Origin of the sequence: Nocardia harenae NBRC 108248 (assembly GCF_001612885.1) — a bacterium.
Taxonomy (GTDB): Bacteria; Actinomycetota; Actinomycetes; order Mycobacteriales; family Mycobacteriaceae; genus Nocardia; species Nocardia harenae.
On the sequence record NZ_BDBH01000012.1, the window covers coordinates 270,198 to 283,317 of the forward strand.

Annotated in this window: 15 protein-coding genes; 8 read left to right on the forward strand and 7 right to left on the reverse strand. The window is 73.4% G+C overall.

Going from position 1 to position 13,120, the window contains the following annotated elements:
- Positions 1-393: 393 nt before the first annotated feature.
- Positions 394-726 (forward strand): hypothetical protein, encoded by a 333-nt coding sequence (locus NH2_RS24315; protein WP_067658836.1) that lies wholly within the window; start codon positions 394-396, stop codon positions 724-726.
- A 16-nt stretch (positions 727-742) separates the two neighbouring features.
- Positions 743-1,666 carry a TIGR03564 family F420-dependent LLM class oxidoreductase gene (locus tag NH2_RS24320; RefSeq protein ID WP_067658839.1) on the forward strand — a complete coding sequence of 308 codons (924 nt, stop codon included), beginning with the start codon at positions 743-745 and terminating at the stop codon, positions 1,664-1,666.
- Here the strand turns inward: NH2_RS24320 and NH2_RS24325 are convergent.
- Positions 1,651-2,313, reverse strand: coding sequence for a hypothetical protein (locus NH2_RS24325; protein WP_067658842.1), 663 nt, complete (start codon positions 2,311-2,313; stop codon positions 1,651-1,653). The two genes, NH2_RS24320 and NH2_RS24325, sit on opposite strands and share 16 nt — an antisense overlap.
- A gap of 94 nt (positions 2,314-2,407) precedes the next feature.
- On the opposite strand from NH2_RS24325, the gene NH2_RS24330 reads away from it, so the two are divergent.
- From NH2_RS24330 to NH2_RS24340, 3 genes are all read left to right on the forward strand, one after another.
- A complete protein-coding gene (locus NH2_RS24330) occupies positions 2,408-3,007 on the forward strand; it encodes a TetR/AcrR family transcriptional regulator (protein ID WP_157103945.1) in 600 nt (199 codons plus the stop codon).
- Between the two features lie 97 nt (positions 3,008-3,104).
- Positions 3,105-4,091 (forward strand): TauD/TfdA dioxygenase family protein, encoded by a 987-nt coding sequence (locus tag NH2_RS24335; protein WP_067658845.1) that lies wholly within the window; start codon positions 3,105-3,107, stop codon positions 4,089-4,091.
- Positions 4,092-4,128: 37 nt separating this feature from the next.
- Entirely contained in the window at positions 4,129-5,112 is a 984-nt protein-coding gene (locus NH2_RS24340; protein ID WP_067658848.1) for a glycine betaine ABC transporter substrate-binding protein, read from the forward strand.
- Positions 5,113-5,124: 12 nt separating this feature from the next.
- Here the strand turns inward: NH2_RS24340 and NH2_RS24345 are convergent, their stop codons facing one another.
- Together NH2_RS24345 and NH2_RS24350 are read right to left on the reverse strand one after the other, a co-directional pair.
- On the reverse strand, positions 5,125-6,063 hold the full coding sequence (locus tag NH2_RS24345; RefSeq protein ID WP_067658851.1) for a serine hydrolase: 939 nt from the start codon (positions 6,061-6,063) through the stop codon (positions 5,125-5,127).
- Between the two features lie 53 nt (positions 6,064-6,116).
- Complete coding sequence (locus NH2_RS24350) at positions 6,117-6,998, reverse strand: LysR family transcriptional regulator (protein WP_174552868.1); 882 nt, start codon at positions 6,996-6,998, stop codon at positions 6,117-6,119.
- A gap of 159 nt (positions 6,999-7,157) precedes the next feature.
- Between NH2_RS24350 and bla the strand changes: the two genes are divergently transcribed.
- Both bla and NH2_RS24360 read left to right on the forward strand, forming a co-directional pair.
- Positions 7,158-8,078 (forward strand): class A beta-lactamase, encoded by a 921-nt coding sequence (bla, locus tag NH2_RS24355; protein WP_067658857.1) that lies wholly within the window; start codon positions 7,158-7,160, stop codon positions 8,076-8,078.
- 380 nt (positions 8,079-8,458) lie between these two features.
- Positions 8,459-8,902 carry a DUF4254 domain-containing protein gene (locus NH2_RS24360; protein WP_245650739.1) on the forward strand — a complete coding sequence of 148 codons (444 nt, stop codon included), beginning with the start codon at positions 8,459-8,461 and terminating at the stop codon, positions 8,900-8,902.
- 13 nt (positions 8,903-8,915) lie between these two features.
- Here NH2_RS24360 and NH2_RS24365 read toward each other — a convergent pair whose 3' ends face one another.
- Positions 8,916-10,007, reverse strand: coding sequence for an FAD-dependent oxidoreductase (locus NH2_RS24365; RefSeq protein WP_169811529.1), 1,092 nt, complete (start codon positions 10,005-10,007; stop codon positions 8,916-8,918).
- 144 nt (positions 10,008-10,151) lie between these two features.
- On the opposite strand from NH2_RS24365, the gene NH2_RS24370 reads away from it, so the two are divergent.
- Positions 10,152-10,697 (forward strand): SUKH-4 family immunity protein, encoded by a 546-nt coding sequence (locus NH2_RS24370; protein ID WP_067658866.1) that lies wholly within the window; start codon positions 10,152-10,154, stop codon positions 10,695-10,697.
- A 109-nt stretch (positions 10,698-10,806) separates the two neighbouring features.
- Here NH2_RS24370 and NH2_RS24375 read toward each other — a convergent pair whose 3' ends face one another.
- The 3 genes from NH2_RS24375 to NH2_RS24385 all read right to left on the reverse strand — a co-directional run bounded on the left by NH2_RS24375 (position 10,807) and on the right by NH2_RS24385 (position 12,366).
- On the reverse strand, positions 10,807-11,301 hold the full coding sequence (locus NH2_RS24375) for a DUF4254 domain-containing protein (RefSeq protein WP_084505837.1): 495 nt from the start codon (positions 11,299-11,301) through the stop codon (positions 10,807-10,809).
- Between the two features lie 93 nt (positions 11,302-11,394).
- A complete protein-coding gene (locus NH2_RS24380; RefSeq protein WP_067658872.1) occupies positions 11,395-12,012 on the reverse strand; it encodes a hypothetical protein in 618 nt (205 codons plus the stop codon).
- Between the two features lie 117 nt (positions 12,013-12,129).
- Positions 12,130-12,366 carry a hypothetical protein gene (locus NH2_RS24385; RefSeq protein ID WP_067658875.1) on the reverse strand — a complete coding sequence of 79 codons (237 nt, stop codon included), beginning with the start codon at positions 12,364-12,366 and terminating at the stop codon, positions 12,130-12,132.
- Positions 12,367-13,120: the final 754 nt, after the last annotated feature.

The following is a 13,120-nucleotide window of genomic DNA, read 5'->3' on the forward strand; positions in this document are numbered from 1 at the left end:
CTCCATCGCGGAAATAGCTGGGCGAACGCGGAACGTCGGGTTCACCGTCTCGGACGGAAGGAAGCGATTCGGAATCGGCATAAAACCCCCTATCGGACGCACAATCGCCACCCCCAGTATCCGTGGAAGCACATAATGTGTCATCCAAAAGCTATGGCGCTCAATTGACGTCATTGCACGGCTCTCGGTAGCATGGGTAAACAGACCGCCCCCCGGAAGCGAGGAGGTACCGACCACGGACACCTCGCTGCGGCAGGAGGCAGGCTCCCGGCACTTCCGGTGACTCTCCGCTCGATCCCCCTGCTGCCCGTCCTCGGACACGCGAACCACCGGCCCGCCCCAGACACCGGCGCGGCCGTGATCGAGCATCCGCAGCGCGAACGGAGGGGACCCATGGCACTGCACATCACCACGTCCACCATCTTCAGCACCATCAGCCCGGAACAGGCCCGGCTCGACGGCTCCGGCGCCTGGCGCCTGGACTGGCTACCCGACCTCCCGCTCACCCGCGATCAGGCGGTCAGCGGCATGGTGCTCGACGAGGTGCTCAGCGACCCGGCCACGGTGCACGACGGCATGGCGGTGGAGCTGGCCCGGCTCCGCGCCGCCGACCTCGGCCTCGACCTCACCCAGGTGCTGCTCCGGCTCTTCCTCCGCATCCAGGAGCGGGACGCGGCGCGCCTATGCTTGCCCGCGGAACCGGCGCGGGCGAGCACGCCCGCCTGAGTGGAGGAGACGGATCGTGCGGATCGGCATCTTGCTCGGCGAGACCACGGGCCCGGACGCCCTCACCCGGCTGACCGACGAGCTGGCGGCGGCCGCGGCGGCGGGGTTCGGCTCGGCCTGGCTCTCGCACATCTTCGGGGTGGACGCGCTGACCGCGATCGCCGTCGCAGGCAGCCGGGTGCCTGGCATCGAACTCGGCACGGCGGTGGTGCCGAGCTATCCGCGGCACCCCGCCGCGCTGGCGCAGCAGGCCCGCACCACCGCGCTCGCGCTCGGCGGCAACCGGCTCACGCTCGGCGTCGGGCTCTCGCACCGCCCGGTGATCGAGAGCATGTACGGCTACGACTTCGGCAGGCCCGCGCACCACATGGCCGAGTACCTCGAGGTGCTGCTACCGCTGCTGGACAACCGCCCCGCCTCGTTCAAGGGCGACACGGTCAGCGCCGAGCTCGCGCTCACCGTGCCGAACGAGGGCCGGGTGCCGGTGCTGCTCGCCGCGCTCGGCCCGCGCATGCTGCGGCTGGCGGGCCGGGAGACCGACGGCACCACCCTGTGGATGACCGGCCCCGCCACCATCCGCTCGCACATCGCGCCGGTGATCGCCGAGGCCGCGAGCGCCGCGGGCAGGCCCGCGCCGCGCATCGTCTGCGCGCTGCCGGTCTGCGTCACCGACGACATCGAGGACGCGCGGACGCGGGCGGGCAAGGCCTTCGGCTTCTACGGCGACCTGCCCTCCTACCGCGCCATGATGGACCGCGAGGGCGCCGCGGGCCCGGTCGACCTGGCGCTGATCGGCAGCGAGGAGCAGGTGGCGGCGGGGATTGCCGAGGTCGCCGCCGCGGGCGCCACCGATTTCGTCGGCGCGCTCTTCACCCGCGGCGAGAGCGCCGAGCGCACCCGCGCACTGCTGAGCGGGCTCGCCGCTCAGGCCAGGACGTAGCGGCTGGTCGGCACCACGTCCAGCTCGCGGTCGGCGCCGAAGGTGGCGACGCTGCGCAGCATCAGGGCGGTGCGGCGGTGCAGCTCGGCCTCGTCGCCGCCGCTGCCGTAGAAGGCGTGCGGGTCGGTGAGCGCCTCGATCGGGAAGAGCTCCTCGACGATCGCCGCGATCTCCGGCGCGCCATCGGTGGCCGGGGCGAGCACCCGGTTCTGCACATAGCCGAAGGTGGCCTGGGTCTCGATGGCGACCGCGGTGTGCTGATCCAGCCACGCGGCGCGCCAGTCGTCGTAGGGCAACTCGGCGGGGCGGCGGAGGAAGGCGATATCGGCCAGCCCCGGCGCCCGCTCGCCGAGCGGCGTCTCCGGCGGCGGCAGCGGCAGGTGCTCCTCGACCCACCAGCCCGCGACCCGCTCGGCGAAACCGGTGAGCACGGCGGTGACCCGCGCCCCGGCGGCCTCGTCCGGGACATGCGTCGCCACCACCGCCGCCACCGGTTCGTCGAAGGTGGTGAGCCGCAGCAGCGCACCGGCCACGGCGGCGTCGGCGAGGTTCACCTGGATCCGGGTGGCCCCGGCCGAGCGCAGCCCGGTCACTGCCGCGTCGCCGAGCAGCTCGCCGGGGCCCCACAGGGCGTGCACCAGCTTCATCGTCACCACTTCCTGAAACGTGTTACAGTTCGGTGGCAGCTTAGCCGCGGAGACGACGATGGGTAACGCGGTTACCAGGTAACGAAGTTACCGTATGGGTGTGGCGAGAGGGCAGGACACCGAGGCGCACCGGCAGATCGTGTCGGTGGTGCTGGAGCTGCTGCAGACAGAGGGGTACGACGCGGTCCAGCTGCGGGTGGTGGCCAAGCGCGCGCACGTCTCGCTGACCACCGTCTACAAGCTCTTCGCCACCAGGGACGAGCTGATCGTGCGCGCCATTCAGGACTGGATGGCGGACGAGGCATACGCCGAGCTCGAACCCGCCCCGCCCGGGGAGGCCACCCGCGACTCGCTCATGCGGGTGCTGCGCGTCGTCTTCGAGCCGTGGGAGCGGCAGCCCCGGATGCTGGAGGCCTACCACTACGCGCGGCAGGGGCCGTGCGGGCACCTGCTGGACGAGCAGGGGCTGACCGTGCTGCTCCCGGTGATCGCCGACGCCGTCCAGAATCTGGATCCCGGCTACCTCGAGGACGTCGCGGTGATCCTCGGCAATGTGGTGCTCTCGCTGATCGGGCGGTTCGCCACCGGCGCGGTGGAGATCTCCACCATCCTGCCGACGCTGGAGCGCGCGGTGTACCGGCTCACCGCCGACAACGCGGCGGAGGCGGCGGGGAGCCCGGCCTGCGCCGGGTAGCCGGGATTCGCGCACGCTGAGCGCAACCGTTCCGCGAGTTCGGCATCGGCCCCTAGATTCCGGGGATCACCTGATGTCGAGTCCGAGGAGGAACCTGATGACGGCCGTGGCGCCCCTTCCCCGCGCAGCGCTGACCCGGGGCGACCTGCCGGTCCTCGATATCCGCAAGGTCGGCGGAGCGCTCGGCGCCGAGGTGCGCGGGCTCACCCTCGGCGCGGAGCTCGACGATGCCACCGCCACCGCCGTGCAGGTGGCGCTCGCCGAGCACCAGGTGCTCTTCTTCCGCGACCAGCACCACCTGGACCGGGAATCGCAGTGGGAGGCGGCCGCACGGCTCGGCACCCCCACCGAGCCGCACCCGACCGTGAAGTCGCGCGGCGCGCTGCTGCTGGAGCTGGAGGGCGCCGCCAACGCCTGGCACTCCGACGTCACCTTCGTGGACCGGGTGCCGAAGGCCTCGCTGCTGCGCGCCGTCACCCTCCCGCCCTATGGCGGCAGCACGGTCTGGGCCTCGACCACCGCCGCCTACGACGCGCTGCCCGCCCCGCTCCAGGTGCTCGCCGAGGAGCTGTGGGCGCTGCACACCAACCGCTACGACTACGCCGAGCACGGCCGGGAGAGCAACTACGGGGAGAACGCCTACTACCGGGAGTTCACCAGCGAGCGCTTCGAGACCAGGCATCCCGTGGTGCGGCTCCACCCGGAGACCGGCCGCAAGTCGCTGGTGCTCGGGCAGTTCGTGCAGCACCTGCTCGACGTCTCGCCGCGCGACTCGCGGGCCCTGCTCGACCTGCTCCAGCACCGGATCATCCGGCTGGAGAACACGGTCCGCTGGGACTGGCGCAACGGCGACGTCGCGCTCTGGGACAACCGCGCCACCCAGCACTACGGCGTCGCCGACTTCGGCGAGCACCGCAGGCAGCTGCACCGGGTGACGCTGGCCGGGGACATCCCGGTCGACGTCCGCGGCAGGCGCAGCACGACCGTCGCGGGTGATCCGGACAGCTACTCGCCGGTGGTCGCCGCGCCGGTGCTGCCCGGCGTCGGTGCGCCGTCGCTGCCGGAGCCGGCCGGCCTCCGCTAGGCTCGGAACGCCACTGGAGGACCGGAGGGCAGCCACGATGCGCCGACGCAGAATCCTCGCGCCGTTCGTCGGCGCGCTCGCCGCAGTGATCGTCGTGTGTACCGGCTGCGGCCTGCAGGCCGGTTCCACCCTGCCGTTCGACGTCGGCCCGGCCGGCATCGCCGCCGACGAGGGGCTGGCGGGCGTCGAGCTCACGGTGGGCTCCAAGGAGTTCACCGAGCAGGTCATTCTCGGCTACATCCTGGCCTTCTCGCTGCAGGCGGCAGGCGCCGACGTGCGCGACCTCACCGCTATCGTCGGCTCGCGCAGCACCAGGGACGCGCAGATCACCGGGCAGGTCGACCTCACCTACGAGTACACCGGCAACGGCTGGATCAACTACCTCGGCCACGAGAACCCGCTCCAGGACCCGCGGGAGCAGTTCGTCGCGGTGCGCGACGAGGACATCGCGGCGAACGGCATGGACTGGGTCGCGCTCGCGCCCATGGACAACACCTACGCGCTCGCCGCCTCGCGGGCCGTGGTCGAGCGCACCGGGGTGACCACGCTCTCGCAGTACGCCGAGCTGGCGAAGCGCGACCCGGCGGCCGCGCGCACCTGCGTGGACACCGAGTTCAACGTGCGCAGGGACGGCTACCCCGGCATGGCGGCGGCCTACGGCTTCGACCCGAACGCGGTGCCGCGCTCGGTGCTGCAGACCGGCATCATCTACAACTCCACCGCGGCGGGCACCGACTGCCCGTTCGGCGAGGTGTACACCACCGACGGCCGGGTCAAGGGGCTGGACCTGGTGGTGCTCACCGACGACCTCGGCTTCTTCCCGCACTACAACCCGGCGGTGACGCTGCCGGTGGCGCTGGCCGCGAAGTACCCGCAGATCGAGCGGATCATGACGCCGGTCTCCGCGGCGCTCACCAACGACGAGATCACCGAGCTGAACCGCCGGGTCGACGTGGCGGGCGAGGACCCGGCCGACGTCGCGCGGGACTGGTTGCGGGACCGGGGATTCGTCGCCGCGTGAGCCGGCCCGCCGTCACCGGAGCGGCGGCCAGAACTCCGGCTCGGGCAGTGGCCTGCGCAGTGCGGTGACCGCGATGCGGGCCGCCTCGGCGATGGCGGCGTCGACCGCAGGGAGCACCGGCTCGGCCCGCGCGGCGCGGGTGAAGACCGCGACCGCCACCGGGTGCTCGCCGGGGAACTCGACCACCGCCGCCTCGTTGCGAATGGTGCCGATGGTCCCGGTTTTGCCCGCCACCGCGACCCCGCGGTGCGGGAAGGCGGCGGCGATCCGGTGCGGCCACACCTGTTTGCGCATGACTGACTGGACGAAGGCCGTCTGCCCCGGCGAGAGCACCGCGCCCGCCCAGACCGCGCGCAGCAGCCGGGTCGTCTCCTCGGGGGTGGTGGCGCTGGTGAAGGCCGGGTCGTAGGCCGAGACCGACCATGCCTCGTCCAGGTCGGCGAGGGCGGCGAAGGCCTCGGCGGTGCTGTGCGTGTCGGTATCGCGGATCAGGGCGCGGTGCAGGTCGGCGGTGCCGCCGACGATCCGGGTCGCGGTGAGCCCGAGCTCGTCCAGCAGGGCGTGCAGCGCGCCGATGCCGAGCTCGCCGAGCAGGACGTCGGCGGCGGCATTGTCGGAGACGGTCATCATGGAGGTGGCGAGATCGCGGCGGCTCAGCGTCACCGGATCGTGCAGGGCGGCAAGGCCGGTCGGGCCGGTGGTGCACTCCGCCGGGTCGACGGTGAGCCGCGCGGCCGGGTCGATCCGGCCCTCGTCCACCGCGCGGCAGAAGGCGAGGACCAGCGGCAGCTTGTAGACCGAGGCGGTGACCACCCGTTCGGTGCCGCGCACCGTGATCTCGTCGGCCGAGTCGTCGCAGCGGCGGGCGTGCAGCCAGCCGGTGCAGCCCGCGTCCGCGAAGACCGCGCGGATGCGGTGCGCGGCATCTGAGTCGGCGCGCTGCGTGGCCACCGCGCCCGTGCGCTGCGGTGAGTTTTCGCGTAAGTGGCGCGACGTCTTGTCGCTCATCGCAGCCGCTCGCGGAAGAGCACGCCGTCCAGGGCGGCGGCGGCCGCCTCGGCACCGGGGCGGTGGATCACCCGGACCCGCAGCGCCACCGCCTCCGGCGCCAGCCGCAACCAGGCCACGCCCGGCGTCTCGACCGGCGGCTGCGCGCTGAAGCCGAAGCCTGCGCCCGCGGCCACCGCGGCGAGCAGGGCGCGGTCGTCCTCGGCGGTACGCAGCGGGACGTCGAGGCCGCGTTCCCGGAGCAGGTCGCGGGCGGCGTCGTGCGCGGGCGGGTTCCCGGCCCGCGCGGGGGTGAGGAACGGCAGCCCGGCCAGCATGGCGAAGGCGGGACGCTCGGCGGCCGCGCTGCGGTGGTCGCGCGGGACCGCCACGGCGCGCGGCAGTTTCACCACCGGACCCGCGACCACGCCGTCCACCAGCGCCGGGTGCTCGAGCACCGCGGCATCACAGGCGCCGGAGCGGACCTGTGCCACCAGGTCGACGGTGCTGCCGGTCACCGTCACCACCGATGGCGCCTCCGGTGCCGCGCGCAGCGCCGCCACGCAGGCGGTGACCAGGGTGGGCGGCAGCGCGGGGACGGCGCCCCAGCGCACGCTGCCCCTGGTGCGCGCGATCCGCGCGGCCTCGGCGCGCAGCAGGTCGGCATCGTCCACCAGCAGCCGGGCGCGGGGGAGAAGCCCGGTGCCAGCGGCGGTGAGCACGGCGCCCCGCGGTGTGCGCCGGATCAGCTCGACCCCCAGGTGCCGCTCCAGCCTGCGCAGCCCCTGGGAGAGCGGGGGCTGCGTCATGTCGAGCGCGGCGGCGGCGCGGCCGAAGTGCCCCTCGTCCGCGACCGCGACGAAGAACCGGAGGTGGCGGAGCAGATCCATGCCCTGCATTGAAGCAGTGGCCGTCCCCGCTGCTCGGCCGCCCGGGCCCACGCGATCGCGCGACTGGTCCGAATCGTCACCGCTGACCTGCGGTGATATCCGGCGCGACCGGCCCGCGCCGCCCCCGCGTATTGGCCCGCACCCGTCCTCCGGTGCTTCGCTGACGCCGTGACCGACCCTTACCCGCTCCACCGCCCGAGCCGCCGCGGCTTCCTCGCCACCGTCCTCGCTGCCGGTGCGCTCGCCGCCTGCGGCACCGAACCCCAGCCGGCGCCCCCGGCACCGGCCCCGGACACCTCGCCGCTGGACAGTGCGCTCGCCGCGATCCAGGACCGCCACTCCGTGCGCGTCGCGCTGTACGCCCGCTACCGCGACCGCACCGTCGCGCACCGCGCGAGCGAACCCATCGCCATGTGCTCCACCTTCAAGGCGTACGCGGCCGCGGCGATCCTGCGCCTGGAGTCCGAGGGCGCCCTCCGCCTGGACGAGACCGTCCCGGTGCGCCCTGCCGACATCGTGGTGAACTCCCCGATCACCGAGGCCGCGCAGGGCACCGACCTCAGCTACGCGCAGCTCTGCGCGGCCGCGCTCACCCGCAGCGACAACACCGCGGGCAACCTCCTGCTGCGCCGGATCGGCGGCCCGGCCGCGCTCACCGCCTTCGCCCGCACGCTCGGCGACCGCGCCACCCGCCTGGAGCGCTGGGAACCCGATCTCAACCTCGCCGAGCGCGACACCCTCGCCGACACCACCACCGCCGACGGCCTGGCCACCGGCTACGCCGCCCTGCTCCTCGGCACCGCCCTGCCCCCGGCGCAGCGCCGCACCCTGACCGACTGGATGGCCGCGAGCACCACCTCCGCCCGCCGCATCCGCGCGGCGCTCCCTCCCGGCTGGACCGCCGCGGACAAGACCGGCGGCGGCAACTACGGCACGGTCAACGACGCCGGCGTGCTGTGGTCCCCGGACGGCACCCCGCTGCTGCTGGTGCTGCTCACCGACAGCACCACCGGTGACCCCGCCGTCACCCCGGCCGACGCCGCGCTCGCCGAGGCGACCACCGCCGTCCTCACCGCGCTCACCCCCTGAGCTCGTCGCGCGAATCGGGGGACGCCGGCCGCCGCATTGATCGATCCGGCCCCGCGCGAGTCGATTTCGCGCCGGACGGCCCGCGGCGCGGCCGGGTACCGCGAGCTCCACGCGGGTGCGACGCCGTCCCGGCAGGGAATGCTCGCGCACGTGGGATCGCGCCGCGGAGGGTATGTTGCACGCACCACGGCCGCCGTGCCGGGGCAGAGGACACGCCGGGATGTGCTGCACTTAGGTGCATTTGCAATGTTGCGTTCTTGCATCGGTGAGAGCATGATCCGTGTCACCCGACGGGTGACCGTGGCGACCGCGACGAGGGAACGAGAGCCGATCATGGGCCAGCGCGCAGCAGTGGTGACGGGTGAGCGGGGGGTGCTCCGGTGAGCGCCCCCACGGTCGGCGGGCTGCCGACCGCGCCACAGTTGTTGTCCGCGTTCCAGGGCCGCCGGATGAGCGAGCGCGAGCCGTTCCGCTCCGCGCACGCCCTGGCCGACCTGCACGAACGCCGCCTAGGGCTGGGTGATCCCGGCGCTGTGGCCGAGCTGGACGCGCGCCGCGGCGCCCTGGTGGAGCTGATCGACGAGTGGATCGCGCGGGAGGCGCCGGAGCACCGCGACGGGGCCGCGCTGCACACCGAGACGCTCGGCGCGGTGGTGGATCGGATGGCGCGCAGCTGGGTTGCCGCGAACCAGGCGATCGATGCCGAGGGCGCGCGCAGCGACAAGACCCATAAACACTGGTACCACCTGGCCGAGCTGGTCGACGGGTACACCGATCTGGTGACCGATGTGGCGGGTGGGCGCAGGCGGTTGCCGGGGCAGTGAATCGGGCGAAGCGCTAGAGCCCGAGGTCGTCCGCGGCGGCCTCCGCGACCGCGGGAGCCAGGAGCGTGGCGTCCGGTCCGGCGCTGCCGAGCACCAGGATTCGGCCGCTCGGCGCTCTCCACGGCCCGCTCTCGACGGCGGTGGTGACCTCCGCCCAGCGCCCGTGCACGGTGAGTTCGGTATCGCACAGCTCGCCGGTGACGGTGAGCAGGTGCTCGGCCGCGGGCTCGGCGAGCTCCGCCGGGAACGGCTCGGGCTCGGCGGTGGCGCCGAGCGTCAGCCCGCCGTCCAGCCGGGGGACCGCGAGTACGTGCATGCCGAACTCGGCGGCGGCCGCGGTCTGCGCCTGCTCCGCCGCCAGCCGCGCGACCGGCTCGGCCGGGTAGCCGGGGCGGTGCCGGAACTGATCGCCATCGGCGAGAACGGCGTTCGGCCGGAGTTCGAGCGGCCCGGTGCGCAGCCGCTGGGCACGGACCAGCGGCGCCTGCCCGGCTCCGGTGAGCTCCCTGGCCAGGGCATCGAGCCCGGGGCCGGGGCAGAGCAGTGCGACGTCGGCGGCGAGCGCGGAGCCGTCGTCGGCCCGGATCAGCACCCCGTCGGCGGTCTCGACGAGGGCGCGGGCCAGGCAGTTTCGTGCGGTGAAGCGGCCGGTCCCGGCCGCGTGGGCGCGGAGCGCGGGCACGGTCTGGTGCGGGGTGAGCACGGCATCGGCGCCGCAGTGCAGCCCGGCGAGCAGCGGCCCGCGCAGCGCCGGTTCCAGCGCGCGCACCCGCTCCGGCTCCAGCAGTGTGAGCTCCCGCTCGGCGGCGTCGCCCGCAGCCGCCGCCGCCTCGGCGACGGCCAGCTCGGCGCGCGTCCGCGCCACCGTGATCGACCCGCTCAGCCGGAACCCGATCCCGGGCACCAGGCCGCCGAGCTCCCGCCACAGGAGCACCGAATGCGCGGCGCGTCCCAGGTCCGTCGCGGCCGCCGAACCGGCGCGCAGCGCGCCGGAGCCCGCGATCGGCGCCCCGTCGTCCAGGTGCGTGACGGTGTGCCCGCGCCGCACCGCGGTCCAGGCGTGCACCGCCGCTGGCACCCCGCCGCCGATGATCACCACTCGCACGAGCTGCCATTCTGCGCGCTCGCGGTACGCCGAGGTGGCGCGGGTATGAACGGCGGTTGTCCGCGAACGCCGAATGTGCGCCGGGCACAACCCCGCTGGTAACGTTCGGCTGGCCGAGCACGGCACGCGGGCCAAGGAGACGCAGTGACCTCACCCCCCGAAACCGAGGACCAGCTACGGCGCTACCTCGCCGAGGTGTTCGCCACCGACCGCCCCTTCGCGATCTACCCCTGTGCCAGCGGCTGGGTCGTGCGCGAGGAGCTGACCGAGGACGAGCAGGAAGCAGGGATGGGCTTCGGCCAGGGCAACTACGTGGTGAACCGGGCCAGCGGCGCCGTCACCGCGCACGCCAGCCTGCACCCGCTCACCATCGGCGAGCAGTACGACGAGGACGTCGCCGCGGGCAGGCCGGTGCGCGGCTACCAGGTCTACCCGCCCACCTGGGACATCCGCATCGAGCTCGCCGCGGAGACCAGCGCGGAGATCCGCTACCGGGTTTCGGTGCGCTCGCTGCGCGAGCCGCCCGCCGAGCCGCCGAGCGAGCACCTGCTCACCATCGACAAGCAGAACTACTACTACTCGACCGACAGTGAGTCGACGCACGAGGCGTGCAGCCACGCCGTCGCCTGGGCGGAGAGCCAGGGCAGGCCGACCGGGGCGTGGCCGGAGTCCGGCGCCTTCCAGGCCTGAGCTCGGGCCGAGCCGTTCAGGCCGTGCGCTCGCGCCGGCGCCGGCCGGCGCGAACCCCTCGGCGAGGGTGAGCCCGATGCCCTCGTCACCCGGGCCGGGCCGCCGCGGATCAGCGATCGGCCTCCGGGGCGGGCAGCCTGCGCTGGCCGCGCATGACCTCCACGATCAGGTCCTGGTAGGCGACGAAGAGCTCGGCGACCTGGGTCCACGCCGCGTGCACCCTGGGGTCGGCCGCATCGTGCCTGGCCATGGCCCGCTGGAAGCGCGCGTAGGCACGGGCGATGCGGTCGACCACCGAGCCGACGGTCTCGGTGTGCAGCCGGGCGCCGTTGCGGTGCTGCGGCACGTGCCCGACGGTCCAGACATCGATGGCGTGCATGAGGTCGGTGCGGCGCGCGGCCAGCCCGTCCGCCCAGGTGTCGTCCTGCGCGTGCAGCTCGAGCAGGTCGACGCACCAGCACGCGATGGGGTGCTCGGCCCTGCGGGTGCCGCTGAGCGCGGCGAGCAGCTCGGTCATCGGGAAGAGCGGCTCGATGTCCTCGAACCGCCCGAACCGCTCGTCCTGGCCGGTGCCTGGAACCTGGATCACGCGTGGCACTGCCATGACAACTCCGGTGTGACTCTGCCCCCTGGCGGGATTCAGATAGTAATCCAACCTCGTGAAAATGGCATTCTCGATTTTGCGAAATGCGTTTCATCAACGGTCGATCGGGGTCGTCGCCGGCCAGGGCCCCACCGGGCCGAGGTCGGAGGGGATCGGCGCGTGCACGGTGGCCCCGCTGCGGAAGTCCTCCACCGGCCCCGGGATGACGCTGAGCCCGGCCGTCGCCATGGCCCTGGTCTTGAAGGCCCGCGCGGCTCTGCTGAGCCGGTACTCGACCGGGCTGAGCAGCTCCGCGCTCGCCGGTGGCGGGTACTCGCCCCAGACCACCACCTCCAGGCCGCGGTCGAGCAGCGCGAGGTGCAGCCCCTCGCTCGCCATGGGCTCGCGCAGGCAGAGCCCAGCGGCCATGGCGATGGCGTGCGGGGTGCGGCCGCGGCCGCCGGTGGCGAGTGCGTCGTCCAGGCTGGCGAGCTCGGCGCCGAGGATGCGCAGCGGGGTGTCGTCGGCCGCGCCGGGGACCAGGACGGTGACCTCCCAGCCCGCCGTGGCGCGGTCGAACAGCCAGCCGCCCGCGTGCTGCACCGCGTCGGCCACGCTCAGCGCGACCACGTCGAGCCGGTACTTCACCAGGCCCCAGTCCCACAGCGTCCGGGTGGCGAGCGGGGTGCGGCGCACGTGCTGCACGCCGCCACCGTGGGACGGACCGCCCATCACATCTCCATCGTCGGCACTCCGCTCTCCGGCGCCGCCGGGCTGATCGGCGACGGAAAGCTTCCTCACCATACGGTCAGCAGGATGGTGTGACAAGGGTCACAAGGGTTTTGCCGGTCAGGCCGGGCGCTGCCTCGGCTCCGGCTCGGCGACCGCCTTGGTCCACCAGGTGTCGGAGCCCTCGCCGCGCGGATCGGGGGTGCGGGCCCACGCCGCCACGGCATCCGCCGCGCGCAGCGCCGCATCCGAGGTGGCGGCCGGGGCGGGCGCCCGGTGCGCGGTCGGGGTCCGCCGGGGCAGCGGCGGGCGCGGATCGCCGAGCTCGTCACGGTCGAAAAGCGGATTGCGATGCACGATGCTCCCGGTGGGGGTCGGCGAGCCGGTGGCGGCTCGGTGCGGAACGTCCGGCTCCGGTGGCGGCGACCTCGACGGGTACGCGCGTAACCTCCGGCACGGTCCTCACGATAGAGCACGATGTGGCCGCATTGTGCTGTCGAGTTGCTCTGCTGTGCAGGGGAATTGCCCGCCGGAGAGATTCGGGTCATTCCCGGGCCGGTGTCGCTGTGCGCGTGCGGGGCGCTCGGTGGTGATGAGTGGGTACGGCCCCGGTTCCCGGCGGTGAACGGTCCCAATATCCGACCCGGAGCCGGGTAGTCCGAATGGGTCAATCGAGCGGAGGCCCCAGGGGGCAATAAGAGTCCAGTCGGTATGTATTGATGTGTTTCGCCATATCAACCGGAATCTGTAACGCCGCTAATCGCGCCGCGAGCTGCCGGGACCGGTCCCAGTTCGCGGGCGCGGGGGCACGTGGGGGCGGTTACGGCAGCTCCCGGGAAACCCTAGGGTTCGTCGCGGTCGGTCCGGATGCGCACAAAGACGTGGGCTCGTCGTTCGGGCCGGCCGTCTCTGCTGTCGTTCGAGTGGACGGTGCCGTCGCTCCCGGATTTGCGAGGTGCGCCGTGCCCGATGGGGTTGTCGATCCGAAACGGCACCTGTGGGTTCTGGGGTTGATCGCTCCGGCCTCGGCGTTGCTGCCGTCTCAGTTGGTGTTGTGGACGGGGTGGGTGGTGTTCTGGTGGGTGGGGCCGTTGATCGTGTTGGTGGCGAT

Excerpts from the sequence above, each read along its gene's own strand:
- NH2_RS24315 (WP_067658836.1), top strand. The coding sequence starts at position 394 with ATGGCACTGCACATCACCACGTCCACCATCTTCAGCACCATCAGCCCG.
- NH2_RS24325 (WP_067658842.1), bottom strand. The coding sequence starts at position 2,313 with ATGAAGCTGGTGCACGCCCTGTGGGGCCCCGGCGAGCTGCTCGGCGAC.
- NH2_RS24330 (WP_157103945.1), top strand. The coding sequence starts at position 2,408 with ATGGGTGTGGCGAGAGGGCAGGACACCGAGGCGCACCGGCAGATCGTG.
- NH2_RS24335 (WP_067658845.1), top strand. The coding sequence starts at position 3,105 with ATGACGGCCGTGGCGCCCCTTCCCCGCGCAGCGCTGACCCGGGGCGAC.
- NH2_RS24340 (WP_067658848.1), top strand. The coding sequence starts at position 4,129 with ATGCGCCGACGCAGAATCCTCGCGCCGTTCGTCGGCGCGCTCGCCGCA.
- NH2_RS24350 (WP_174552868.1), bottom strand. The coding sequence starts at position 6,998 with ATGCAGGGCATGGATCTGCTCCGCCACCTCCGGTTCTTCGTCGCGGTC.
- NH2_RS24375 (WP_084505837.1), bottom strand. The coding sequence starts at position 11,301 with ATGGCAGTGCCACGCGTGATCCAGGTTCCAGGCACCGGCCAGGACGAG.
- NH2_RS24380 (WP_067658872.1), bottom strand. The coding sequence starts at position 12,012 with ATGGGCGGTCCGTCCCACGGTGGCGGCGTGCAGCACGTGCGCCGCACC.